The organism is Bacillus sp. FSL R9-9497, from assembly GCF_038005805.1.
Lineage (GTDB): Bacteria > Bacillota > Bacilli > Bacillales > Bacillaceae_G > Bacillus_A > Bacillus_A cereus.
This window is the reverse complement of record NZ_JBBOTY010000001.1, coordinates 4,656,349-4,678,689: the sequence shown is the minus strand read 5'-3', so window position 1 is coordinate 4,678,689 and position 22,341 is coordinate 4,656,349. Positions and strand designations below refer to the sequence as shown.

Sequence of the window (22,341 nt, the reverse complement as noted above, 5' to 3'; positions counted from 1 at the left end):
AATGAAGAATGAAGTTACTTAATTATATCGGTATCATATTGATGGCTATAGGCCTATTCATGGGGTCCTATTACGCTGTGGAATGGTATAAAGGAAGAAGCTCTGCCGGGCAATTAACGGCAGAAGAAATAAAGAGCCTTAAAAATATACAAGATACTCAACTTTCTCATGAAACACCTGTAACTTCTCAAGTGCCTTCTTCTCAAACAGAACATAAAGAGGGAGAAAAGGTAGCGATGTTAAACATACCGAAAATAAAGAAGAAGTTTTCTATATATTGGGGAGCAGATGATACGACTTTGAAAAAAGGAGTGGGTATGTTCGTTAGTGATTTAACGACAACTCCATCTGGAGGGGGACATACTGTACTGAGTGGACATCGAGATACTGTATTTACAGATTTAGAAGAGTTGAAAGAAAAGGATACCCTTGTTTTAGAGTATGATAATAAAACGTACACATATGAAATTCAAAAGACATGGATTACTCATGCGGATGATCGTACTGTTATTATAAAAAAAGAAGAACCGATATTAACACTGACAACTTGTTACCCATTTGATTATATAGGGGATGCACCAGATAGATATATTATCGAGGCGAAGTTAACTGGCAGTTATTCAAAGTGAAATTATAGTTTCTGAAAGCGAGAGGGGGATATATAAGTTATGTCAAAAAACATTTTAATTGTTGAAGATGAAGACATATTACGTGAAATATTAAAAGATTATTTTTTGAGTGAACAATATGTAGTGTTTGAAGCGAGGGACGGGAAAGAGGCTTTAGTTGTATTTGAAGAAGAAGAGGTTGATTTAGTTATTTTAGATATTATGTTGCCAGAACTCGATGGATGGTCTGTTTGCCGAAGGATTAGGAAGACGTCCGAGGTGCCTATTATTATGCTGACGGCGCGCGTAGATGAAGACGATACGTTACTTGGTTTTGAACTTGGAGCAGATGACTATGTGACGAAGCCGTATAGTCCTCCAATTTTATTAGCAAGAGCGAAACGATTATTAGAAAGTAGAAAAGCATCGAAGAAACCTTTAGAGAACGAAGATGATACGTTATCGATTCATGGCATCCATGTCCATTTTCCGTCGCGTACTGTTACTGTTGATGAGGCAGATGTTAGTTTAACGCATACGGAGTTTGAAATATTGGTGTATTTCATGAAAAATCAAGGAATCGTTTTAACGCGAGAGCAACTCATTTCAAGAATTTGGGGATATGAATTTGCTGGCGATGATCGAACGGTGAATAGCCATATTCGTAATTTAAGAAATAAATTAGGAGAGAAAGCAAAGTATATTACAACTGTAGTACGAACTGGTTATAAATTTGAGGGGAATGTATGAAGAAAGGAATTGTACTAAAATTATTTACTCTTACAACAGCATTATGTATGTTGATTTTAGCGACGATATTTATTGGACAAACGATATTTTTTAAACAATATTATGCGAATCGAAAAGTGGAAGATATTAAAGTAAATTTAAATTCCTTTGAGAAGAATTATTTAAATTATGCAGGAAATGCAGAAGAAATTCAGAAACTAGAGCAAGACTTTTTAAGAGAAAATAATACGTGGATTACGACATTAGATAAGAACGGGAATTTAAAACATACAGATGATTTTTATTTTGAAGTAACGATAGATCGTAGGCAACAAAAGAGCTTTGGACAACAAATATTTAAAATTCCCTTAGGTAATCTCGTCAATATAGAGGAAATTGATAATAAATTATCAGAGCAGTTTTTAGGGCAAGAAATTTATTTTTCTGGAGTGAGAAAAGAAGATAGTTTTATTCCATTCTCTTTTTCTTTATCTAAGCAGAATTTAAGTGGATCTAATAAACCGTTAGAAAAAGCATTTAATGAGAAAATGAGTAAATTAAATGAGGAGAAAAAGAGAGCAGCTGAGGAACAACTTGTTAAGGAAAAGAAACCAGCTGTTCAGGAGCAAGCTGCTCAAGAATCAAATGTTTACATAGGTGGACGTGTTACAAAAGTACAGTTACCAGATGTAAAAGGTCCTGTGAATCCAATTTATAAAAATGGCATCTTCTTAGATAACATAAAAGAATTTCAAACTGATTTATTATTAAAAGAGAACAAACACATACAATATACAACACAAACAATGGACTATGAAAAGAATGATATAAAATATAAATTATTAATGAAACCAATAAAAGAAAAAGACGGATCAGTAACATATATTTATGCGATGGCTTCTTTACAGCCCGTAGATGAAGCTGTACAAATGGTGCAAGATTACTATATCTACATCATTGCATTTGTAGTCGTTCTTATTTTTTTAGCTTCGTTCTATTACTCAAAACAAATTGCCAAACCGTTATTAAAAATAAATGATACGACGAAGAAAATAGCACAATTAGATTTTACAGAAAAAATACCAATTACTTCAAAAGATGAAATTGGGGATTTATCGAAAAATATTAATGTGCTATCAAATAAACTCCATTCCCATATTGGACAGTTAGAAGAAGATATTGAAAAGGAAAGAAAGTTAGAAAGGACGCGAAAAGAATTCATTTCTGGTGTTTCACATGAATTAAAAACACCGCTAAGTATTATGAAAAGCTGTATTTCTATTTTAAAAGATGGAGTAGCTGAACATAAAAAAGAGTATTATTTTCAGGCAATGGAAAGAGAAGTAGACAAAATGGATACTTTAATTTTGGATATGCTTGAGTTAGCTAAATTTGAATCTGGTACATATAAAATGAAAAAGGATTCGTTTTATATTGATACAGTAATTGAAGATATATGTGAACATCTATCTGTGGAAATAGAGAAAAAAGAACTTCATGTTCATAAAAATATATGTTCATTTGAAGTGATTGCAAATCAAGGCCGGATTGAACAAGTCATCGTGAACTTCATTACGAATGCCATACGTTATACACCAAATAAAGAAGATATTATTATTTCTACAATAGATGAGAAGAATCGTATAAAAGTTTGTATTGAAAATAAAGGTACTCACATTGAAGAAGAACAATTAGATAAAATTTGGGATCGTTTTTATCGCGTGGATACAGCTCGTCAGCGTTCACAAGGTGGGACGGGACTGGGGCTTGCTATTTCTAAAAATATTTTAGAATTACACGATGCTGAATATGGAGTGAAAAATACAGAAGACGGTGTATTATTTTACTTTTACTTACCGAAAAAAGCGTAGATAATGCATGCTACGCTTTTTTAATTTATTTTCATATTATCTTTACCTAATCTTTATTTTTAATCAGTATAATTTGTTTAGAATATGAGGTTATGTAAGGAGTCGATGAACCGTGCATAGCAATTGGCTAAGTATAATGGTATTTATTTTCTTTTGCGCATTTATTGTATTTTTAATTAATATTACGATATGAAAAAAGAGCGCTCATTAAGCGCCCTTTTTTTGTGTATTCATTTGATAAGCACTGATGCTTTTGAATAAGCGTGGTGAAGTGATAAATAAAAATATAAGTAAAACGGTACATAGAATATAGGAACCAATCATTGTACTACCGTTAAATATTAAAGAATATAGGAAAGCCGATTGGCCTTTTGGTGCATATTGTCCCCAGAAAATGATACCAGCGATAAAGTGACAGAAGTAACGAGCTAGACTACCGATAAAAGTAGCGACGATAATGTATCCAATTACTTTCTTTCCTTGGTTTGGTTTTGATGAAGGTTTGTCTTTACGGTTACCTAAATTTGATTGCTCTTCGCTATTATCATTGGAAGTTAAAAGTGCTTTTTGAATTGGACGATAGAATAAACCAGCAAATCCAATGAATGCGAAAGCAACAAAGTATTCAATTAGTACTTGAATTGGTGTGACGATAATGGCATCGCCTACGACAATTTGTAATAATCCCCAAATTAGGCCCCCTAAGAAAGCCATTTTGAAGCCCCAGCGGTATGCGATAATAAAAATAGGAATCATAGCAAATGAAATGGAACCGCCTGTTGCTGATATTTTTATTGAAAGTGGTAAAATGTCGATGACCAAGGCGAAGGCTGCAAGAATAGCAGATTCGATCATCGCTTGTAAATTAGTGTTACGCATGTTGTCTCCCCCTAAATCCAAGTTGTACAAAAAAGAATAGATATCATAGGAGGATACGAAATACGTAAATAAAAATGAGGTATGTATTTCGGACGTTTGCACAATCCCTGCGTTAGCATTAACTAACAGGTTCGAAGGGTCGGAACGAAGTGTTCCCTCTCAGCGACATGGCTCCCCCAGTGATAACGAGATTCTTTATTTGCTATTGTTTATTGTAAGCGAAATGGATGAGAATGGCAAACGAATACAGTATGACAATAATTGAAATAGAATTGTAGCGAAATGTTAATAAATATGAAGCAAAAGGGTATAGTACAAGAGAAATTGGGTGTGGTATAATTTTTTTGAAAATAATTATCATTCTCTTCTGAGGGGGAAGGTTATGAGCTTAGTAGATATTAAAATTGGAGAGAAAGTGTTAGTAAAAAGTATTCAGTCTTTAGATCAGCTATTAAAGCGTAGACTAGCTGCTTTCGGTCTTGCTGAAGGAAGCGAACTTCGCCTGAAACAGAAAGCGATGTTTAAAGGTCCTTGTACATTGGAGTGTCGTGGACAGTTAATTAGTATTCGTCATTGTGACGCGAAAATGATAAAGGTGGAATTAGCGTGAATAAGGTAGCTTTGCTAGGGAATCCGAATACAGGGAAGACATCATTATTTAATGCACTTACTGGTTCTTATGAGTATGTAGGAAACTGGAGCGGTGTAACAGTAGAAAAGAAGGTTGGTAAATTAAAAGATAGACAAGGAACATTAATTGATTTACCAGGTGTTTATGATTTAAATCCAGTTTCACGTGATGAAGGTGTTGTAACAAACTTTCTATTAACAGAAGAATTTAATCATATGTTAAATATCGTAGATTCCTCGCAGTTTGAAAGAAATATGCATTTAACGTTGCAGTTACTTGAATTTGGTAAGCCAGTCTCAATTGGTTTAAACATGGTTGATGTGGCGAAGCAAAGAGGAATTGTCATTGATGTAAAACGATTATCAGAACTATTAGGTGTAACAGTCGTTCCTGTTGTTGCAAGGAGTGGAAAAGGCTGTGAAGAACTGCTTACGACTCTTAAAGAAAATGACAAAAAAGAGAAAAAGCCATTCCTTATTTCATATGGTGTACAAATGGATGAAGGAATTGGAGAAGTAATTGCTCTTTTAGAGACAGTGAATTACGAGCATCCGAGATGGTTAGCACTTCAATTTTTAAGCAATAACGAAGTAGTAGAAAAAGAAATGAAAGCATTACCAATTTATAAGGAACTCATAGCCATTCGATCTCGCTTAGAAGGAAAACTTGATTGTACGTTAGAAGAGCACATTTACAAAACTCGTGAAGCGTATATTGAAAAGTTAAAAACAAATGTTATGAAGCATGAGAAAGAAGGGAAAATTCCTTTTTCAGAAAAAATTGATAGATTAATTACACATAAAATTTTAGGACTTCCAATCTTTTTAGCAGTTATGTTTTTTATTTTTCAGGTTACGTTTACGTGGATTGGTACACCTTTATCTGATATGTTAGATGAGTTTTTTGGTGGCCAGCTTACGGATTGGGTGACGGCTGGACTTACAAGTATTGGAGCTTCTCAGTTTATTCAAGCACTCGTTACAGAAGGTATTATTGCCGGTGTTGGTGCTGTATTAGTATTCGTACCACAAATCTTTGCACTATTCTTTTTCATTTCATTATTAGAAGACTCAGGGTATATGGCGCGAATTGCGGTTGTTATGGATAGAATTATGGAGTTTTTCGGCTTAAACGGAAAAGCTTTTATTCCGATGATTATCGGTTTTGGATGTAACGTTCCAGGTATTATGGCTGCGAGAACGATTGAACAGGAGAAAGAACGTTTACTTACCATTTTAGTAACACCATTTATGTCTTGTTCAGCACGATTACCTGTATATGCATTATTTGCGGGCGTATTCTTCCCGCATAGTCAGGCGACTGTTGTATTTTCTTTATATGTTGCAGGGATTGTTCTTGCGTTATTAGTTACAAAAATTATGTCTCTTACGATTTTGAAAGCGGAAAAGTCTATTTTCGTAATTGAATTACCTCCTTATCGTGTGCCACAAGCAAAAACGTTATGGCTGAGCACATGGGAGAAAGGAAAAGGATTTGTTCGTAAAGCTGGTACATTCATCTTCGGTGGTTCAGTTATCATTTGGTTATTAAACTATGCAGGTCCATCAGGATTTGGTGTTGATATGGGAGACAGTTACTTAGCGATGATTGGTGGATTTATCGCACCGCTATTTGCACCGCTCGGCTTTGGAACGTGGCAAGCTGCAGCATCCCTTTTAACAGGATTTTTAGCGAAGGAAGTTGTCGTTTCAACAATGGCAATTATTTATGCAGTTAAAGAAGATGTGCTTGGAAACGTAATGGGAGCACATTATACAGCATTATCAGCTTATGCATTTATGTTCTTTATTTTATTATACGTTCCATGTTTAGCGACGGTGGCTGTTATTAAACGTGAAACAGGATCAGCGAAATGGACGATTTTCTCAGTCGTTTACCCGCTTGTTGTTGCGTATGTATTAACGCTTATTATATACCAAGTTGGATCTTTACTAGGATTCTAAAAGGAGATGTATAATGATGGTCAATATTATAATTGGAGCTATCATTTTTGGTTATGCAGCATACACGTTAGTTAATTTTGTAAAGAGAAGTAAAAAAGGAAAATGCGCAGCATGTTCTTTAAATAAGTCATGTCAGTCGAAAACTTGTAGTCCAGATATGGAACAAGTTGCTCATAATAAATAGAAAAAAGCTTTGCGAATTTCGCAAAGCTTTTTTGTTTTACTTTTTAATTTTTACAAGTTGAGAAGCTTCGACGCCGTTGTAACCAGGGAATTCTTTACTTGGGTCTTTATCAAATTTTAATACACCTACAGATTTTTCATCACCTTTTACATTGTTGTAAGTTGCGTCATCGACAATCGCATACATATCTGTATATGCACGGCCACTTCCGATAATTGTGTTGCCTTCATATTTTAATTTGGCTCCATCAAGTGTAGCATTTTCTACTTTTTCTTTTGCAAATAATACACCTTGTTCTGTTGTTACAGCTGGTAATTTATCAAGTGGTTTCGTGTTGTCTTTTTCATCAACTTTGCTAAGTAACTCTTTTTTCACTAGTTCCTCACCAGTTTTCTTATCCATTACAAGAACTTTTTTACCATCTAATGTTGTCATTTTCATTTTATAGAAGTCTTTTTCTTTCACTTCTTTTTTGTTTTTATCTGTAATTTGCTGAACTTGTTCTTCTGAGCCGTACAGTACAAAACCGTTCGCTTTCTCTCCTAATAAAGAACAACCTGATAATGCTCCAAGTGAAATTGCTGCTGCTAATCCGATTCCTACTAATTTTTTCATGATGATTTCTCCTTTTATATGTTTTATATTAAATACAATTTTTGTATTGTTGCTTACAAGTGAAGAAGCTTGTTTGTTGCTTCTGGTATTAGTGTATAAGAAATATCAGAATGCAACTATCGAGTTAGCTTACAGTAACATTACACTTATGTAATTTAGTGAAATTGCACAAAAGTAAGTTAATTTCAAAGAGGGATAATGAGAATATATTAGAAATACAATATTGTATATAGAATGTCATATTATAATGGATGTATTTTGGAAATAACATGTAAGGACATATTAGTTTTGTTATAATAAACACATAGGCTGTAAAAATGAATATTCTTTACTGTAAAGGGAGATTTTTCAGTTTTCCAAGTAGTGAATTTGAAATATGAGGTATATCATAGGAGGAATTTAGATGTCTGTATTCAAACGATTAAGAGATTTAACAATGTCGAATGTATATTCATTAATTGAAAAAGCGGAAGATCCAGTTAAGATGACTGATCAATATTTACGCGATATGCAAGCGGATGTACAAGAAGCTGAGAAAAGTGTAGCAGCTCAAATCGCGCTTGAGAAGAAATTCAAAATATTATTTGAAGAGCAAGAAGCACTTGTGAAAAAACGTGAAGAGCAGGCTCATATGGCTGTTCAAGCTAATAACTTAGATCTTGCGCGTCGTGCATTAGAAGAGAAACAAAATGCAGAACAAAAAATGAATGAGTATAAAGCAAGCTACGAGCAAAATAAAGCTGCTGCTGATAACCTGCGCCTAAAGCTAGAAGAAATGCGCAAGCAATTAAATGAGCTAAAAAATAAACGTGAAACACTTGTAGCACGTGTAAATGCGGCGAAAGCACAAAAGAATATTAATCAGGCAATGTCTGGATTTGATTCAAACTCAGCAAAAGCTGGTTTAAGCCGTATGGAAGAGAAAGCTCTTCAATTAGAGGCTGAAGCAGAAGCAAGCGGTGAAGTTTATAAGAAAGAAAAATCATTAGATGATGAATTCGCAAGCTTAAACAAAAATTCTGCTGTTGACGATGAATTAGCTCGTATTATGAAGCAGTATGAGAAATAATATAGAATAGAGACAAATGAACCGACATGTCTAAATATATTCATGTCGGTTTTCTATTATATTTAGAGGAGGTTTTGCAATGACATGGATGAATGTAGTTGCCATGCTTGTATGGACTGGAGCGAGTGCAGTACTTTTATTTGCAATTATGTGGGTTGATTCAATTTTTACAAAATACAATGATTTAAAAGAAATTAAAAATGGAAATACAGCTGTAACAACTCGTTTTATTATGAAATTATTTGCACAAGGGTACATTTTATCCCAATCAATTACGAAAGCAAATGACTTATGGCAGGCACTTCTTGCTTCAGCAGTTTCTTTCGTTATTTTATTAGTGGTAGAAATGTTTATCGAATTTGTATTAAAGAAAATGTCTGGTCTTGATTTAGAAGAAGGTACGAAAGAAGGTAGCGTTGCACATGCGATGTTAGCCGGATCATTACATATTGTTGGTGCACTAATTTTAGGTGCTTGTTTATAAAGAGAAAAGGAGGGGTAGATCATGAGTTTATTTAAACGAATTAAAAATATAATGAAAAGCCCAGAGCCACCGAAGCCGGAAAAGAGTCTTTTAACGTTAGCTCCTGGCGATATGATTGAAGTGTCATTAGTTATGTATGAATTAATCGGGAAAACGAGTATGCATTCGCGTAAGGAAATTGTTTTGACATTGCAAGATGGAAAAGACATTCGTTATTTAAAAATTGAAGATCGTGAAAATACGTATTACAAATTATATACACCAATTGATGGTCGCTTAGATTCAATTGATGAAATTCCGACGACAATTGAAATGGATGATACCGAGTACCATATGGAAGAACAATATAACGGACGTGTTGTTGTTATGGGAAAAACTCCATTCTCAGCTTCAGAAGAACAGTACGTATGGGAATTCCAATCAGATAATCGAAAATTATTGCGTATTGAATGGCAAAATGGTCGGACAATGATGTATGAGGGAGAAGCAATCATTCCTGCTGATGTACAAATTATAAGAGCAACGTAAGGGGGCGTAATCATGTCAAACCGATTGTTTACCATGATTAAATCGTTTGTAATCCCTATACTTGCTATCGTTATATTACTTGTTGTTGCTGGTTATGCCTTATCAGGTTGTCAAGGCGGGCAGACAAAGTCGATTCAAGACCGTTATCCACTTGAATCTGTTGCCAAGGAAGGTAAACAAGAATCTTACGTGTATAGGGCCGCCAATCGGTCAGTTCCTGAAGTAGCGAAGGAACTCATTAACGAAAGAGAACCGAAGCAAGCATCTAAAGAAGACGAAAATCAAATGTTCCTCGTTTATTCTGATAAGATTTATAACCTGCAAAAGGATAAAGAGAAACCATCTGATACGTTAATTGAAATAAGTAACAAAGAATTTGTCCGTCAAAATTACCAACCGTCCTTCTTGCAAGGATATATTATGGGTAGCATATTAAACGATATATTCGGTTCACGAAAATCATCATACGGTGATTATCGAGGATATAACGATAGACAAAATCATAAACCAGTTATTCCAGAAAGACCACCTACAAAAGAAGAAAAGAAAACCCCACCTCCAATTACGAAGGAAGGGAAAGGGTCTATCATTAAGCGAGGCGATAATGTAGATTCGAAACCATCAGTAGGTGATAAGGGAAGTATTACTGAAAAAGGAAGTAATACGACGCCCCCACCTTCTACTGGAAGCAAGGGGAAAATTACGAAAACACCAGGTGGTTCAAGCGGATCAGATGTGAAGCCAAAATCATCTATTAAAACGCCGCCAAGGAATACATCTCCTCCGAAAACAAGGGTCGGTGGTTCAGGGAAAATTACAAAGAGAAGATAGTATAGAGACCGAAAAGTTGAATTTGCTTTTTGGTCTTTTTTCGTGTTGTGGGAATTAATTCCTTTTAGTTGGTGCAATTTAGGCATAAGGGGGCGAGTAAAAACATATCAGCGATTATTAGAATATATCGACCGCAATTTAAAATATATCAGGGATTATTGGAATATATCGACCACAACTTAAAATATATCAGCGATTATTGAAATATATCGACTTACTGACAAAAACTAACAACGATAGCAACTTAATAATAAAAAGAGGGTGTGCCAAAATTTTGGCATACCCTCTTTTATATAACGATTAATGAATATCACGTTTCTTGAAATTACCGCCTTTTACTTCTGCTACGTCATAAACTGTAATAAAGGCGTGTGGATCGATTTCATTAATAAGTTCTTTCATTTTACTTTCTTCTAAACGGTTAATTACGCAAGAAATTTCTTTGAATTTCTCTCTTGAATAACCACCGTATACTTCGTTATATGTTGCACTTCGGCCTAAACGATCGCGAATTGTTTCTACCATTAATTCAGGCTCTTTTGTAATAATTTTAAATGCTTTTGAACCACTTAAACCAACTTCAACGATATGAATCACTTTCGAAGCGATAAAGTAAGCAATTGCCGAAAGGATAGCTCCTTGAAGACCGAATACCGTTGATACGAAAATAAATACGAACATGTTTAAGAATAAAATAAGGTCACTCGTTCCAAATGGTAACTTACGAGAAAGCAATACAGCAAGCATATCGATTCCATCTAATGCCCCACCGTTACGTAATGCTAGTCCCATACCAAAACCGATGATAATACCACCAACAACTGTAACTAATAATGTATCGCCTTCAATAATAGCTGGTATTCCGTGCATGACAACGGTACCTACTGCTAATGAAGCAATTCCGATAATAGAATAAATCGCAAAGCTTTTACCGATTTGCTTATACCCTAACCAAACGAAAGGAATGTTAATAACTGCGATTAGAGCTCCTAATGGCAATCCAAATAATCTTGAACTAACGATACTTAAACCAGTCACACCACCGTCCGATACGTTATTTGGAATTAATACTGCTTCTAATCCGTACGCTGTGATAAATGCCCCAATAATAATCATCAAAGCTTTTGAAGCAATTTTTAGCTTATTGGGCTTGTTTTTGATAATTTTCTCCATATAATTTCCTCGTTTCAAACTAGTTTCTTATTTGTTACGTCATTCACACCTAAATTTTATTTTAACATTTAATTTGAAAAAATTCTCCTTTAATGGGTGTATGCAGGGAATATTATCACCATATTATCTTTAAAATATTTTTGAAATCAGTATAAGAAATCCCATCCTTTCAAAGGATGGGATGCTATTAAGAAAATATAAAACTAAGTATTGATACGAATAAAGCGAAACCTAAAATAGTTCCACATATTTTCATATGGCGCTTACGTCCCATTACGACAATCGCAACATATTCGCGAATCATTGCGTTAGGCCAGTAATAAAATGCAGTTTTTGACCCGATTCCTTGGCTATTAAGACCAGCTTGTCTAGCGTATATGCCAGCGCGGAAAAGGTGGAAATTATTTGTGGTAAAAATACTTTTATATTTACCTTCAGGTTTTAAAGAATCCATAATTTCTTTAGAGAACAACATATTTTGATATGTGTTTACAGAGCGATTTTCTTGCACTGTATGTTCAAGAGGAATTCCTTTTTCAACAGCATAATTTTGCATTGCTTCTGCCTCTGGAAGACCTTCATCTGGACCTTGACCACCAGAGAAAATAATTGTTGGTGGTGTATTTACAGCTGCTTGTTTCCAATAGAAGTCGATAGCTTTATTAATGCGGCTTGCAAGTAATGGTGGTACTTTATCATTAATTAAGCCGCTACCAAGAACGATAATGAAATCTTGATTACGTCTTGGTCTGTTGAATTGGTATAAAAAATATGCGCTTAAGAAGTTAGATAAGTGTATAAAGAAATAGAAGCTTATAAGAGAAATAGCTGCAAAAATAGGCTCTAAATGCGATGAGACCAAACTTGCTGGGTTTATGATAGGGAGTAACATAAAGAATAACATCCCTAAAGCAGCAAGGAGTGTTAAACAGTTAGTGAACCGTCTTCCTTCTCGCTTCATTAAAATTCTAGCATTAAGAAATAGCCCAAACATTAAAGCAACAATACCGAAAGGAAGCATAATAAGAAGTGCTAAAATAGGTAAAATTATAATATAGCGTAGGACATCACTACTTGAATTTACAGATATAATCACACAAAAAAGAAGGAAAAAACAGACAAAGGAATTAAATAAAAAGCCGTTTATTATTTTTCGCGGATCTTTTAAATATGAGATAAGAAAAATAATAAATAATATAAGAGGAATAATTCCGAAATACATCATAAATATAGTACACCTCAATTTGTATAAGAATTTGACATACCTTTTATATTACATGATTTTATAAGTGAAAATGAAAGAAAAAGGATTTTGAATTTTCTCAATAAAATATATGGATACATATGTTACAATATATTCAAAGCGATATATTAAAAGTAAAATGGTTGAAAAGGCACTCAATAGAGTGCTTTTTCTTTTTGTATGCAATTGTGCATATTATATTTTTTTTCAAATGAAGAGGATTACAATATAAGTTATAGACAGACTTTATAAAGCAGAATTTAATACAAACATTTCCCTCTACTTTTTGTATCTAACAATCGTATAACAATAAATAATTCTGTTTTATAGTGTCTGTTTTTGAAAGGTGTCTTTTTTTAAAGGCACCTTTTTTTATTAGTATAGACAGTTTTCACTGTTAGCATAGTGTAAACTATCTATACTAAACATTAGCAATCTTCCGTATAAATATTATCAATTTACTATATATTCCAGTGGTGTTAACCTACATATGAAAGGCTTTCTTTTTCAAAATATTACCCCTAATAAAATTTTGAAGAAGTCAACTGTCTCCAAACTTGTCTTTATGCTTAAAGAAAAAGCACTCAAATTGAGTGCTTTTTCTTATTGAAACATGCTATTTTTCTAGGCGATTTTCATAAAATAAAAGTAAAGAAATGAAAGTGGGTGACAAAATGCCATCAGTTGTGGAAGGTGTTATTATTGAAAATTGTAACGGAACAATTAACCTAGGTGATAAATATAACGTGCAGCCAATTGAAAAAACGAAAGCTTATAATGGATCAGGGTCATCGAATACAGCAATAAAAGTACACACATTTAATGGCGTTAGTACAGCAGATGTAGGGGATAGCGATGTGAATGATCAGGGGATACAGTTTACTTTATAGCACAATATGTAAAATTGCATAAAATGATGAAGTTGCCCTATGATACAATCTAGCTGTGAGCTGTTAATGATTCTTCTGTATTATAGTTGTTAGATTAGAAATATAACATCTTATCGAAAATCATACGTACAAAAAAAGACACTTCAAACGAAGTGTCTTTTGTATTTTAGTGATATCCTTTAGCAGAGTCTTTATGAATTTTATTTTTAAAAATACTGTAGCTCCAAAGCTGATATCCAATAACGATTGGTACCATGATCATTGCAACGAAGAACATAATTTTTAAGTTTAATTGACTACCAGCTGCGTTGTATAACGTTGTACTGTATGCATCGTTAATACGAGATGGTAACATTCTTGGGAACATACCTGCAAAGCCAGTTGTCATAAACATTGCGATTGTTAGGCAAATGAATGTGAATGCAAGGCCAATTTTATGTTTGTACACCATAATAAGTGCGAGTACACTCATTAGCATTGCAAGTACTGGAAGAATGAATAGTACCGGATATTCCGTAAAGTTTTGGAATAAGTTTGTCCGATTAGCAGTTGCTACATAGAAGATAGCTAAAATAATAGCAGCTGCCATTGAAAATGGTCTTGCGATTTTATAAGCACGATCAGATACTTCACCAGTCGTTTTAATCATGACCCAAAGGGCACCGGATACGACAAATATAGCAGTGAAGAAAAGACCACCTAATATACCGTAATGGTTTAGTAAGCTAAGTAAATTTCCTTCATAGCCATTTTTTCCGATTTGTAGTCCGTAATAAAGATTAGCGAATGTAACACCGAATAAGAAGGCGATTAGGAAACTGCCAATTGCAAATGCCCATTTACAAGTTTTTTGCCAAATTGGTGAATCATCTTTATGCATGAATTCCAGTCCAGCGGCACGAGCAAATAGTGCAAGTAATACTAAGAATAACGGTGTATATAAATAACTAAACATATTAGCATATGTGACTGGGAAGGCAGCAAATGTTGCGCCACCAGCTGTAATTAACCATACTTCATTACCGCCCCAGAACGGGCCAATTGCTTCTTGTAATTGATTTCGTTCTTGTCGGTCTTTCGTAACGAAAGGAAAAATCATTCCGTTACCAAGTGCATACCCGTCAAGAATGAAGTAAACTGTCCAAATCACGCCCCATAAACCGAACCAGATGATTGCAAGCATATCATGAGACATGAGCCACACCTCCCTCAGTAGCAGGTTCTTCTAATGCGGCAGGTCCTTTTTTCGCGAACTTTAGCATTAAGTATACGTCTGCAATTAAAAGTAAAGTGTAGAATAAAATTAAACTAATTAATGAGAACCAAATTTGCGGGACAGATATAGGTGATACAGATTCTGCTGTACGCATTAGTTTATATACTGTCCATGGTTGACGACCTACTTCAGCGACAATCCATCCTGCGTTAATTGCGATATAAGGAAGTAAGACAGACCATATTGTAATTTTTAAATAACGTTTTGAGTTTTCTAGTTTTCCTTTTCGGTTTAAATAGAAGCCATACCAAGTTAATGCCATAAAGAACATACCGAGTGCAACCATTAAGCGGAAGCTATAATACACAAGGTTAACATTTGGACGTTCATCTTTCGGAATATCTTTTAAACCAACAATTTCGCCATCAAATGAATTTGTGTAGAAGAAGCTTCCGAGTTTTGGAATCGTAAGGAATTCAAAGTTCTTCTCATTTTTTACATCAGGAATTTGAACAATTGAGAAGCCTTTTCCTTTTCCAGTTTCCCAAACTGCTTCCATCGCAGCTCCTTTTGCGGGTTGATATTTAGCTGCTGATACACCAGATTGATGTCCCATAAACGGTGTAATTGTTGCGGCGAATAAGCCTAACATTAAACCAAACTTAAATGATTTTTTGAAGAATTCTACTTCATTTTTACGTAATAAGTGATAGGCACTAATTGCCATAACGAAGAAAGCACCTACGATATAACAACCAACTACAGTATGGAAGAACATATTCCAAGCGTATGGATTCGTAACGAGTGCCCAGAAATCATTTAATTCAGCGCGGCCGTTACGTACTACGTAGCCAACAGGGTTTTGCATAAAGCCGTTTGCTGTAATAATCCAAAGGGCGGAAATGTTTGTTCCAAGTGCAACCATCCACATACAGAAGGCACGAAACTTTGGTGAAATTTTGTCTTTACCGAATAACCATATTCCCATGAAAGTAGATTCTAAGAAGAAGGCAACAAGTGCTTCGATTGCGAGAGGGGATCCGAAAATGTCTCCCATATATTTGGAGTACTCAGACCAGTTTGTTCCAAATTGGAATTCCATCGTAATCCCGGTTATAATCCCCATTACGAAGTTAATTGTAAATAATTTACCCCAAAAATTTGCCATTTTACGGTATGTTGGATTCAATGTGCGGGCGTATTGAGTTTCCATACATGCTACTAAAATGACAAGTCCGATTGTCAAAGGTACAAATAAAAAGTGATAAAAAATAGTAATTGCAAATTGAAAACGACTCAGTAACAGAACGTCGGACATAATAAATATTCACTCCTTTTTTACATTATCTACAATCAGTTTATAGTGAAAATACGTTTAAAGTATGTGAAACTTGTTACAAAGCTGTGTGTATATTTTGAAAGAATTATGTCGATTATCTGAAAATATCTTATTTTTACTATAAAGCGATATCCTTTTTGAGTTTTTCATATTTTGGTACACTATTTATGTAGTGTAAATGAGAGAAAAGAGGGTCCTTTACTATGAAGTCATTAGAAGAGATTTTGCAGTACAATGAGAAATTTGTTGAAGAGAAAAAATATGAAGAGTTTGTAGCGGGGAAATTTCCAAACAAAAAGATGGTAATTATTTCTTGTATGGATACACGACTTGTTGAACTATTACCGAAAGCGATGAATATGCGTAACGGTGATGTGAAAATCATTAAAGTAGCAGGCGCTGTTATTTCACATCCATTTGGAAGTATTATGCGTAGTATTTTAGTCGCTGTATACGAACTTGGTGCTGATGAAGTATGTGTAGTTGGTCACCATGATTGTGGTATGGCAAAAATTCAAGCAAGGAGTACGATTGAGAAAATGAAAGAACGCGGTATAACAGAAGAGAAATTAGATATGCTTCGTTATTCTGGAATCGATTTAGAACAATTCTTGCGCGGTTTCTCTAGTGTGGAAGAAAGTGTAGAACATAGCGTATCGGTACTTCGCAACCACCCATTACTTCCGGAAGAAGTACCTGTTCACGGTCTTGTTATAGATCCTGATACAGGAAAATTAGATTTAGTTGTGAATGGTTACGACAATTAAGAATTTACTTTGTCATCCTTTTTATCTGGGACAGGATCAAATCCTCCCGGGTGGAAAGGGTGACATTTTAATATACGCTTACAAGTAAGCCAAAAGCCTTTGAGTGCACCATGTTTTTGAAACGCCTCTAATCCATAATGAGAACAAGTTGGATAAAAGCGGCATGTTGGTGGTGTCATCGGAGAAATGAACTTTTGATAAAAGCGTATAATCCCAATAAAAATCTGTTTCATAACGGTCTCCTTTTCAGCATACTCTTAAAGTATTATAGCACGACTGTACATAATACTTTACTAATGTGCATTTCCGTTATATCATATTGGATATAACGGAATTAAATTAAAAGCGGGAGAGATGTTGTATGCCATCAGTAGAAAGCTTTGAATTAGATCATACGATTGTAAAGGCACCTTATGTAAGACATTGCGGAGTTCACAATGTAGGTAGTGACGGTATTGTAAATAAATTTGATATTCGTTTCTGTCAACCGAATAAACAATCAATGAAACCAGATGTTATTCATACGTTAGAGCATTTATTAGCATTTAATTTACGTAAATATATTGATCGTTATCCGCATTTTGATATTATCGATATTTCACCGATGGGCTGCCAAACAGGATATTATCTTGTAGTGAGCGGAACGCCGACAGTTCGAGAAATCATTGATTTATTAGAACTAACATTAAAAGATGCGGTTCAAATTACAGAAATTCCGGCTGCAAATGAAACGCAATGTGGTCAAGCGAAGCTTCACGACTTAGAAGGAGCACAACGCTTAATGAACTTCTGGTTAAGCCAAGATAAAGATGAACTTGAGAAAGTTTTTGGATAAAAAGAAAAACTGCCTGTGAAAGGGCAGTTTTTTTATTGTGCTAAGAGCGGCCATACTCTTCTTTTTTATGAAAATATATTAGATACTCCAACATATAAAACAAAGGCAGAACAGAGAAAATAAATAAATGCTTTCGTTTTTTGCTGCTGCTTTATTTCATCGATTCCAAAAAGGATACACATAATACTTAAAAGGATGAACACGTAAGGTAAAAGAATAGTGAAGTTTGCAAAGAAGCTAAATAGGGCGAGAGAAAGAGCGATAGTGGCGATTATAATTCGAATGTTTTTTAACATGGAATCCCCCTTAGTAGAAAGACATAGTTACTGAGAGAAAATAATTATAAATGCTAAATTGGTCAAAATTTCATTCTACATGTAGTGAAAGTAGTTCGATATTAAGAAGAAGAATATAAGACCAGAAACGAAAAAATACGGGATACTCATTGATTTTCGTCCGGATTTTAATTCATTAATTCCTAGAAGAATAAAGGAACAACTGAGAATAAATTGTAAGTATGGAAGAAGTGAAAAATTATCGGTAACATGGACATAAGTGCTTAAAGTGAGTAAGAGAAGCATGAGAAATGCTAAAAAAATCCGTAATATAGTTAGAGTTAGCATTGTATGGCCTCCTTTAGACCATTTACTAGAATATTTCTGTGAAACCAATAAATAAAGCAGCGGCTCCTGCTAGTAGAGCGAGCACACTACCTCCTGTTTGTCGTTTTAATATTTCCTCTAAACTTATGGTGAGGGCCATACCTCCTAAAAAGATGAACATATAAGGCATTATTTCTCTACTACCAGTAAAAAATCCATAGGTTGCTATACATAAGGCAATAAGTGATAAAGTAATCCGGCCTCCTTTTAGCATAAAAGACCTCCTCTATTTTATGTAGGTAATAATGAGAACAATCCAAATGAAGGCACCAGCAATAATACAAATAAGTCCAGTTGCTAATTCCTTTTTCTTTATTTGTTCAAATGCGATGAGAAACATTAAAGCCCCTAATAGAAATTATGAAAGAGGTACAAATTTATTTTGACCTGTATATAATCCAATTGCCGACATAACGATCACAGTGAGTGCTACTATGATGCAGAGTATACGAAGCATATTATGAATCCTCCTTATTCTTTTTTGTATAAGGATTATCTTCTAGTTTATCGACCGAATGTTTATAAGCATAGCCTTTATTAATTGTCATGATGGAGAGTACGAGGATGATTAGGACGATGATAATACCGATAATTAATATTTTGAACATAAAACCCCTCCTTTTCTTTATTTTACATAATTTTGTAATTGATGAAAACAATAGAAATTAAAAGGATGAAAGAAGGGTGTTACATGGAGACGAAAAAAACATATTATATATCAATAGGAAACGGTCAAATTTCACAAGTGAAGACGGCGGATACTTATAATTTTGAGATTTCCGCAAATGATGAGGAAATTACGGAATTAAGAGAGCACTTCGATCAAGCATATGTAGAAGATTTAGGGTCATTTGTACGCTCCCACGTTCCATTTGTTGAGTATCATCACGATTCAAATAATGACCGATATGATGAACAACTACAAAAAGCATATAAAATGATTTATGATTTAGGAAATCATGAGACGAAAGAATTAGTCGCGCAAATGGGAATAATCAATGGATTGTAATTGGATAATATTATGCAGAAAAGCGAGAATATGCTACAATTTGTGGTAGGAAAAACTTGTAACCATCAATAGGGGAGTAATGGCATGTACAAATTTAAAGATTATTACCACAACACTGTACAATTATCGTTTGAACGTTATCCATTTTCTCCTGAGCCAAAGCATGTTTGGGTTGTATGCCGGTACGGGGATCAATGGTTATTAACGCATCATTTACGTCGCGGTCTTGAATTTCCAGGTGGTAAAGTAGAACTAGGGGAAACACCGGAAGAAGCGGCAGTTCGAGAGGTTCATGAAGAAACCGGCGGCATAGTTTCTGATTTAACTTACTTAGGACAATACAAAGTATCTGGAAAAGACAAAATAATCATTAAAAACATTTATTTTGCAACAATTAGTGCGGTAGAAGAACATACGCATTACGAAGAAACGAAAGGGTCTGTTTTATTAAAAGACATTCCTGACAACATTAAAACGAATAGAAAATTTAGCTTTATAATGCGCGATGACGTATTAGCGCGTACGATGAAACATATAGAAGAAATCGGCTGTTTTACGAAGTAAAGTAGCCGGTTTCTTTTTTTGTATGTAAGAATAAATGTAAATATATCTTTATATTATTTTGGGTATATTATACAATTTTGTAAAGATATATTTACATTTTAGGAGGGGAAAGATGGATAAAAGAAAAGAAACGACTGTTACTGTTTCGATGGTTAAATTAAACTTTTCTTTATTTTTTATAATAATTGCTTTGTCGTTTGGAATTGGTTATTTGCATATATTTCTTTCAGGTGGGGGCGGATTAAAGTTTCACTTTATCTCCACCTCTAAAAACGAAAGCACCTCCAACAAATCATCTACGATACGTGAATGCTTAAAATTCCCCCAAAACGAATCTTTTTTCCAAACACCAAGAATCCCTACTTGTTCAGAACCAAGCACATCGTTTTCTGGATGATCTCCAACATAAAGACATTCTTCTGCCTTCACATCTAGTCTTTGCAAAGCACGTTCGAAAATTTCAGGATGAGGTTTTTTAATTCCTTCAGCTTCTGAAACGAGAATGGTGTTTGTATACGTATGTATATGTAGTGCTCGAAGGTTGCTCATCTGAAATTCAGTAAAACCATTTGTAATAATACCAATTTTAATGTTTCGCTGTTTTAACTGTTGAAGTAGTTCATGCGTGTTTTTGAAAGGAATACAATGATGTTGGAAGTTTGTAATATAGTCGTGTAGTAGTTGCTCTTGCGTTAAAGTAGTAATGTTGTATTCGGAAAGGAGAGTAGCATATACTTTATCCTTCCACGTATAGCCATTATTATCGAGTTCAAGAAATCGAGAACAATACTCTGATTTCTCTATGCTCTTCAAATGTGAGGCGAAGCGATTATATTGCTCACAAATAAATTGTTCTAAAGATTGGCGCCGATCTAATAGTGTTCCATCTAAGTCGAATAAGATTGCACGAATCATGGGAAGCCTCCTTGCAGTTTTTATAATTAATTATCGCATATTCGCAAAAAAATGATTATGATATTTTGTAGAATGGAATAATGGGGGATTGTATGAAGAAACTGTATGGCAAGTTAGTGTGTTGTATTATAGCAAGCAGTTTAGTTGCAGGATGCGAGAGTGCTATCGAGGTTACGAAAGAAAAAGAAATTTGTAAAACAGAAGAAGAGTGCACGCAAATAGGAGATAAAACATTACAAAAAGTATATAAAAAGATAGAGGGACTTTCAGAACTTGAAAAAGTAGAGGATTATGACATAGAAGAGTATGAAAGTATGAATATGAAAGAGGCGGAACAGAAAAAAGAAGAGGATGACAATTACTTCTTTTTAGCTTCTTATTATATCGATGATGATGAAATTGTAGATCCTTATTTTGAGAAATTGGATCGTAAGAGATTGAATAAAGTTTTTGCAGATGACGAAGTAGCAAAAGATGATTTGTTAAGCCAGCGACAAGATAGAGAGTATCATGAAACGTTATGGGACATGTATCGCACTCTCATTCCAGTGAAATATCGTGAGAATATAACAGGGTTTGATCTAATAACGGATGGTTATGACGGCGTTGTTGCCCATGTCATGCCAAGTATGGATGACCCGAGAGATTGGTTGCTTAGTTTAGACGTGCTCGATTCTGGGGTGAATATAGATGAAGTGATGAAAACATTAATTCATGAAACGGCTCACGTATTAACGATTGGGCATAAACAAGTACCAGTGGATAGGAAATATTTAGAGGCGTTTGATGAAGAGAAAGACATTTCATCATATCGAAATAAATGTAACACGGTGTTCTTGAAAAATGGATGTGCGAGAAAAACTTCGTATATTAACCAATTTTATAATGAATTTTGGAAACCAATTGAGCAAGAGTGGACAGAAAAGAAAGTAGAAGAAAGTGAAGAGGCACAAATTGAATTTTATAAAGAAAAGCATGATGATTTTGTATCGCTGTATGGAACAACAAATGTAACGGAGGATATCGCAGATACATTTACAGCGTTCATTTTACAAGATTCAAAAAAGGTGAAAGAAGGAACAGAGTTAAAATATAAGAAAATTGCTTTCTTCTATCAGTTCCCTGAGCTTGTAAAAATGAGAGCGGAAGTGCTGTCGGGATTATATGATGTTTCAAAAACGATAGAACAACAAAGTGGAGACTAATGTGAGTTATGCTTTCGATATAGTTTCGTTAAAGAAAAGCGTGAAGAATTTTTAATTCTTTGCGTTTTTTTATGTTGATAAAATTGAAAATTCTGTATTTTTATTAAAAAGAAGAAGGAACTTGCGGTAT

27 protein-coding genes, 2 pseudogenes and 1 riboswitch are annotated in these 22,341 nt (G+C 34.4%); of the genes and pseudogenes, 17 read left to right on the top strand and 12 right to left on the bottom strand.

The window, feature by feature from the left end:
• Positions 1–8 precede the first annotated feature (8 nt).
• Genes MKY21_RS24185 through MKY21_RS24175 form a run of 3 tightly spaced genes read left to right on the top strand, consistent with a single transcriptional unit; the run spans position 9 to position 3,208 of the window.
• On the top strand, positions 9–629 hold the full coding sequence (locus tag MKY21_RS24185) for a class D sortase (RefSeq protein ID WP_000771590.1): 621 nt from the start codon (positions 9–11) through the stop codon (positions 627–629).
• 39 nt (positions 630–668) lie between these two features.
• Positions 669–1,358, top strand: coding sequence for a response regulator transcription factor (locus MKY21_RS24180; RefSeq protein WP_000041848.1), 690 nt, complete (start codon positions 669–671; stop codon positions 1,356–1,358).
• On the top strand, positions 1,355–3,208 hold the full coding sequence (locus MKY21_RS24175; protein ID WP_000715409.1) for a sensor histidine kinase: 1,854 nt from the start codon (positions 1,355–1,357) through the stop codon (positions 3,206–3,208). Before MKY21_RS24180 ends, MKY21_RS24175 begins: the two co-directional genes overlap by 4 nt.
• A gap of 207 nt (positions 3,209–3,415) precedes the next feature.
• On the opposite strand, the gene MKY21_RS24170 is transcribed toward MKY21_RS24175, so the two are convergent.
• Positions 3,416–4,087, bottom strand: a complete 672-nt coding sequence (locus MKY21_RS24170) for an energy-coupled thiamine transporter ThiT (RefSeq protein WP_001246570.1) — start codon at positions 4,085–4,087, stop codon at positions 3,416–3,418.
• An 86-nt stretch (positions 4,088–4,173) separates the two neighbouring features.
• A riboswitch (TPP riboswitch) is annotated at positions 4,174–4,275 on the bottom strand.
• Between the two features lie 194 nt (positions 4,276–4,469).
• Between MKY21_RS24170 and MKY21_RS24165 the strand changes: the two genes are divergently transcribed.
• From MKY21_RS24165 to MKY21_RS24155, 3 genes are read left to right on the top strand one after another with little or no spacing between them, the layout of a single operon-like run.
• Entirely contained in the window at positions 4,470–4,697 is a 228-nt protein-coding gene (locus MKY21_RS24165) for a FeoA family protein (RefSeq protein WP_000060512.1), read from the top strand.
• Positions 4,694–6,682, top strand: a complete 1,989-nt coding sequence (feoB, locus tag MKY21_RS24160) for a ferrous iron transport protein B (protein ID WP_001044845.1) — start codon at positions 4,694–4,696, stop codon at positions 6,680–6,682. The genes MKY21_RS24165 and feoB overlap by 4 nt, the downstream gene beginning before the upstream one ends.
• Positions 6,683–6,695: 13 nt before the next feature.
• Positions 6,696–6,866, top strand: a complete 171-nt coding sequence (locus MKY21_RS24155) for a FeoB-associated Cys-rich membrane protein (RefSeq protein ID WP_000989593.1) — start codon at positions 6,696–6,698, stop codon at positions 6,864–6,866.
• 36 nt (positions 6,867–6,902) lie between these two features.
• Here the strand turns inward: MKY21_RS24155 and MKY21_RS24150 are convergent, their stop codons facing one another.
• Positions 6,903–7,481 (bottom strand): lipoprotein BA_5634 family protein, encoded by a 579-nt coding sequence (locus tag MKY21_RS24150; protein WP_000737502.1) that lies wholly within the window; start codon positions 7,479–7,481, stop codon positions 6,903–6,905.
• Between the two features lie 403 nt (positions 7,482–7,884).
• Here MKY21_RS24150 and MKY21_RS24145 point away from each other — a divergent pair, with 403 nt between their 5' ends.
• The 4 genes from MKY21_RS24145 (at position 7,885) to MKY21_RS24130 (ending at position 10,393) form a co-directional block, all read left to right on the top strand.
• Positions 7,885–8,550 carry a PspA/IM30 family protein gene (locus MKY21_RS24145; protein ID WP_000110280.1) on the top strand — a complete coding sequence of 222 codons (666 nt, stop codon included), beginning with the start codon at positions 7,885–7,887 and terminating at the stop codon, positions 8,548–8,550.
• A gap of 79 nt (positions 8,551–8,629) precedes the next feature.
• Positions 8,630–9,034, top strand: a complete 405-nt coding sequence (locus MKY21_RS24140) for a DUF350 domain-containing protein (protein WP_000220087.1) — start codon at positions 8,630–8,632, stop codon at positions 9,032–9,034.
• Between the two features lie 21 nt (positions 9,035–9,055).
• Positions 9,056–9,562, top strand: coding sequence for a DUF4178 domain-containing protein (locus MKY21_RS24135; RefSeq protein WP_000051746.1), 507 nt, complete (start codon positions 9,056–9,058; stop codon positions 9,560–9,562).
• 12 nt (positions 9,563–9,574) lie between these two features.
• On the top strand, positions 9,575–10,393 hold the full coding sequence (locus tag MKY21_RS24130; RefSeq protein ID WP_000071190.1) for a DUF4247 domain-containing protein: 819 nt from the start codon (positions 9,575–9,577) through the stop codon (positions 10,391–10,393).
• Positions 10,394–10,693: 300 nt separating this feature from the next.
• On the opposite strand, the gene MKY21_RS24125 is transcribed toward MKY21_RS24130, so the two are convergent.
• Positions 10,694–11,566: a YitT family protein gene (locus tag MKY21_RS24125; RefSeq protein WP_000411244.1), complete on the bottom strand. Its 873-nt coding sequence runs from the start codon at positions 11,564–11,566 to the stop codon at positions 10,694–10,696.
• 187 nt (positions 11,567–11,753) lie between these two features.
• Positions 11,754–12,791 (bottom strand): YdcF family protein, encoded by a 1,038-nt coding sequence (locus tag MKY21_RS24120; protein ID WP_000990101.1) that lies wholly within the window; start codon positions 12,789–12,791, stop codon positions 11,754–11,756.
• A gap of 674 nt (positions 12,792–13,465) precedes the next feature.
• Between MKY21_RS24120 and MKY21_RS24115 the strand changes: the two genes are divergently transcribed.
• Entirely contained in the window at positions 13,466–13,699 is a 234-nt protein-coding gene (locus MKY21_RS24115; protein ID WP_136986131.1) for a spore germination protein, read from the top strand.
• Between the two features lie 166 nt (positions 13,700–13,865).
• On the opposite strand, the gene cydB is transcribed toward MKY21_RS24115, so the two are convergent.
• Together cydB and cydA are read right to left on the bottom strand one after the other, a co-directional pair.
• On the bottom strand, positions 13,866–14,894 hold the full coding sequence (gene cydB, locus MKY21_RS24110; RefSeq protein WP_000017658.1) for a cytochrome d ubiquinol oxidase subunit II: 1,029 nt from the start codon (positions 14,892–14,894) through the stop codon (positions 13,866–13,868).
• Positions 14,884–16,233 (bottom strand): cytochrome ubiquinol oxidase subunit I, encoded by a 1,350-nt coding sequence (cydA, locus tag MKY21_RS24105; protein WP_341077520.1) that lies wholly within the window; start codon positions 16,231–16,233, stop codon positions 14,884–14,886. The genes cydB and cydA overlap by 11 nt, the downstream gene beginning before the upstream one ends.
• Before the next feature lie 224 nt (positions 16,234–16,457).
• On the opposite strand from cydA, the gene MKY21_RS24100 reads away from it, so the two are divergent.
• Entirely contained in the window at positions 16,458–17,021 is a 564-nt protein-coding gene (locus MKY21_RS24100; protein WP_000838158.1) for a beta-class carbonic anhydrase, read from the top strand.
• Here the strand turns inward: MKY21_RS24100 and yidD are convergent.
• Positions 17,018–17,254, bottom strand: coding sequence for a membrane protein insertion efficiency factor YidD (gene yidD / locus MKY21_RS24095; protein WP_000809334.1), 237 nt, complete (start codon positions 17,252–17,254; stop codon positions 17,018–17,020). The two genes, MKY21_RS24100 and yidD, sit on opposite strands and share 4 nt — an antisense overlap.
• A 128-nt stretch (positions 17,255–17,382) precedes the next feature.
• Here yidD and luxS point away from each other — a divergent pair, with 128 nt between their 5' ends.
• On the top strand, positions 17,383–17,856 hold the full coding sequence (gene luxS, locus MKY21_RS24090) for an S-ribosylhomocysteine lyase LuxS (RefSeq protein WP_341077517.1): 474 nt from the start codon (positions 17,383–17,385) through the stop codon (positions 17,854–17,856).
• Between the two features lie 65 nt (positions 17,857–17,921).
• Here luxS and MKY21_RS24085 read toward each other — a convergent pair whose 3' ends face one another.
• From MKY21_RS24085 to ytzI, 4 genes and pseudogenes are all read right to left on the bottom strand, one after another.
• Positions 17,922–18,152, bottom strand: coding sequence for a YczI family protein (locus tag MKY21_RS24085; protein ID WP_000916676.1), 231 nt, complete (start codon positions 18,150–18,152; stop codon positions 17,922–17,924).
• A 352-nt stretch (positions 18,153–18,504) separates the two neighbouring features.
• On the bottom strand, positions 18,505–18,732 hold the full coding sequence (locus MKY21_RS24080; protein ID WP_341077515.1) for a DUF3953 domain-containing protein: 228 nt from the start codon (positions 18,730–18,732) through the stop codon (positions 18,505–18,507).
• A gap of 12 nt (positions 18,733–18,744) precedes the next feature.
• Positions 18,745–18,975: pseudogene (locus tag MKY21_RS24075) on the bottom strand (DUF3953 domain-containing protein).
• 1 nt (position 18,976) lies between these two features.
• Entirely contained in the window at positions 18,977–19,126 is a 150-nt protein-coding gene (gene ytzI, locus MKY21_RS24070; RefSeq protein ID WP_000472790.1) for a YtzI protein, read from the bottom strand.
• Positions 19,127–19,209: 83 nt separating this feature from the next.
• Between ytzI and MKY21_RS24065 the strand changes: the two genes are divergently transcribed.
• The 3 genes and pseudogenes from MKY21_RS24065 to MKY21_RS24055 all read left to right on the top strand — a co-directional run.
• Complete coding sequence (locus MKY21_RS24065; RefSeq protein ID WP_000448409.1) at positions 19,210–19,527, top strand: hypothetical protein; 318 nt, start codon at positions 19,210–19,212, stop codon at positions 19,525–19,527.
• An 84-nt stretch (positions 19,528–19,611) separates the two neighbouring features.
• Positions 19,612–20,091, top strand: a complete 480-nt coding sequence (gene mutTA / locus MKY21_RS24060) for an antimutator 8-oxo-(dGTP/GTP)ase (RefSeq protein ID WP_000276385.1) — start codon at positions 19,612–19,614, stop codon at positions 20,089–20,091.
• A 112-nt stretch (positions 20,092–20,203) separates the two neighbouring features.
• Positions 20,204–20,326, top strand: a pseudogene (locus MKY21_RS24055) (DUF3267 domain-containing protein); the annotation flags it as partial.
• Positions 20,327–20,340: 14 nt separating this feature from the next.
• On the opposite strand, the gene MKY21_RS24050 reads toward MKY21_RS24055, so the two are convergent.
• Positions 20,341–21,006, bottom strand: a complete 666-nt coding sequence (locus MKY21_RS24050) for an HAD family hydrolase (protein WP_341077512.1) — start codon at positions 21,004–21,006, stop codon at positions 20,341–20,343.
• Between the two features lie 92 nt (positions 21,007–21,098).
• On the opposite strand from MKY21_RS24050, the gene MKY21_RS24045 reads away from it, so the two are divergent.
• The gene (locus MKY21_RS24045; RefSeq protein ID WP_000737827.1) at positions 21,099–22,211 is read left to right on the top strand and encodes a hypothetical protein; all 1,113 of its coding nucleotides are present in this window, start codon (positions 21,099–21,101) and stop codon (positions 22,209–22,211) included.
• The last annotated feature ends 130 nt before the right edge of the window (positions 22,212–22,341 follow it).

Excerpts from the sequence above, each read along its gene's own strand:
- MKY21_RS24185 (WP_000771590.1), top strand. The coding sequence starts at position 9 with ATGAAGTTACTTAATTATATCGGTATCATATTGATGGCTATAGGCCTA.
- MKY21_RS24180 (WP_000041848.1), top strand. The coding sequence starts at position 669 with ATGTCAAAAAACATTTTAATTGTTGAAGATGAAGACATATTACGTGAA.
- MKY21_RS24175 (WP_000715409.1), top strand. The coding sequence starts at position 1,355 with ATGAAGAAAGGAATTGTACTAAAATTATTTACTCTTACAACAGCATTA.
- MKY21_RS24170 (WP_001246570.1), bottom strand. The coding sequence starts at position 4,087 with ATGCGTAACACTAATTTACAAGCGATGATCGAATCTGCTATTCTTGCA.
- MKY21_RS24165 (WP_000060512.1), top strand. The coding sequence starts at position 4,470 with ATGAGCTTAGTAGATATTAAAATTGGAGAGAAAGTGTTAGTAAAAAGT.
- MKY21_RS24155 (WP_000989593.1), top strand. The coding sequence starts at position 6,696 with ATGATGGTCAATATTATAATTGGAGCTATCATTTTTGGTTATGCAGCA.
- MKY21_RS24150 (WP_000737502.1), bottom strand. The coding sequence starts at position 7,481 with ATGAAAAAATTAGTAGGAATCGGATTAGCAGCAGCAATTTCACTTGGA.
- MKY21_RS24145 (WP_000110280.1), top strand. The coding sequence starts at position 7,885 with ATGTCTGTATTCAAACGATTAAGAGATTTAACAATGTCGAATGTATAT.
- MKY21_RS24140 (WP_000220087.1), top strand. The coding sequence starts at position 8,630 with ATGACATGGATGAATGTAGTTGCCATGCTTGTATGGACTGGAGCGAGT.
- MKY21_RS24135 (WP_000051746.1), top strand. The coding sequence starts at position 9,056 with ATGAGTTTATTTAAACGAATTAAAAATATAATGAAAAGCCCAGAGCCA.
- MKY21_RS24130 (WP_000071190.1), top strand. The coding sequence starts at position 9,575 with ATGTCAAACCGATTGTTTACCATGATTAAATCGTTTGTAATCCCTATA.
- MKY21_RS24125 (WP_000411244.1), bottom strand. The coding sequence starts at position 11,566 with ATGGAGAAAATTATCAAAAACAAGCCCAATAAGCTAAAAATTGCTTCA.
- MKY21_RS24120 (WP_000990101.1), bottom strand. The coding sequence starts at position 12,791 with ATGATGTATTTCGGAATTATTCCTCTTATATTATTTATTATTTTTCTT.
- MKY21_RS24115 (WP_136986131.1), top strand. The coding sequence starts at position 13,466 with ATGAAAGTGGGTGACAAAATGCCATCAGTTGTGGAAGGTGTTATTATT.
- cydB (WP_000017658.1), bottom strand. The coding sequence starts at position 14,894 with ATGTCTCATGATATGCTTGCAATCATCTGGTTCGGTTTATGGGGCGTG.
- cydA (WP_341077520.1), bottom strand. The coding sequence starts at position 16,233 with ATGTCCGACGTTCTGTTACTGAGTCGTTTTCAATTTGCAATTACTATT.
- MKY21_RS24100 (WP_000838158.1), top strand. The coding sequence starts at position 16,458 with ATGAAGTCATTAGAAGAGATTTTGCAGTACAATGAGAAATTTGTTGAA.
- yidD (WP_000809334.1), bottom strand. The coding sequence starts at position 17,254 with ATGAAACAGATTTTTATTGGGATTATACGCTTTTATCAAAAGTTCATT.
- luxS (WP_341077517.1), top strand. The coding sequence starts at position 17,383 with ATGCCATCAGTAGAAAGCTTTGAATTAGATCATACGATTGTAAAGGCA.
- MKY21_RS24085 (WP_000916676.1), bottom strand. The coding sequence starts at position 18,152 with ATGTTAAAAAACATTCGAATTATAATCGCCACTATCGCTCTTTCTCTC.
- MKY21_RS24080 (WP_341077515.1), bottom strand. The coding sequence starts at position 18,732 with ATGCTAAAAGGAGGCCGGATTACTTTATCACTTATTGCCTTATGTATA.
- ytzI (WP_000472790.1), bottom strand. The coding sequence starts at position 19,126 with ATGTTCAAAATATTAATTATCGGTATTATCATCGTCCTAATCATCCTC.
- MKY21_RS24065 (WP_000448409.1), top strand. The coding sequence starts at position 19,210 with ATGGAGACGAAAAAAACATATTATATATCAATAGGAAACGGTCAAATT.
- mutTA (WP_000276385.1), top strand. The coding sequence starts at position 19,612 with ATGTACAAATTTAAAGATTATTACCACAACACTGTACAATTATCGTTT.
- MKY21_RS24050 (WP_341077512.1), bottom strand. The coding sequence starts at position 21,006 with ATGATTCGTGCAATCTTATTCGACTTAGATGGAACACTATTAGATCGG.
- MKY21_RS24045 (WP_000737827.1), top strand. The coding sequence starts at position 21,099 with ATGAAGAAACTGTATGGCAAGTTAGTGTGTTGTATTATAGCAAGCAGT.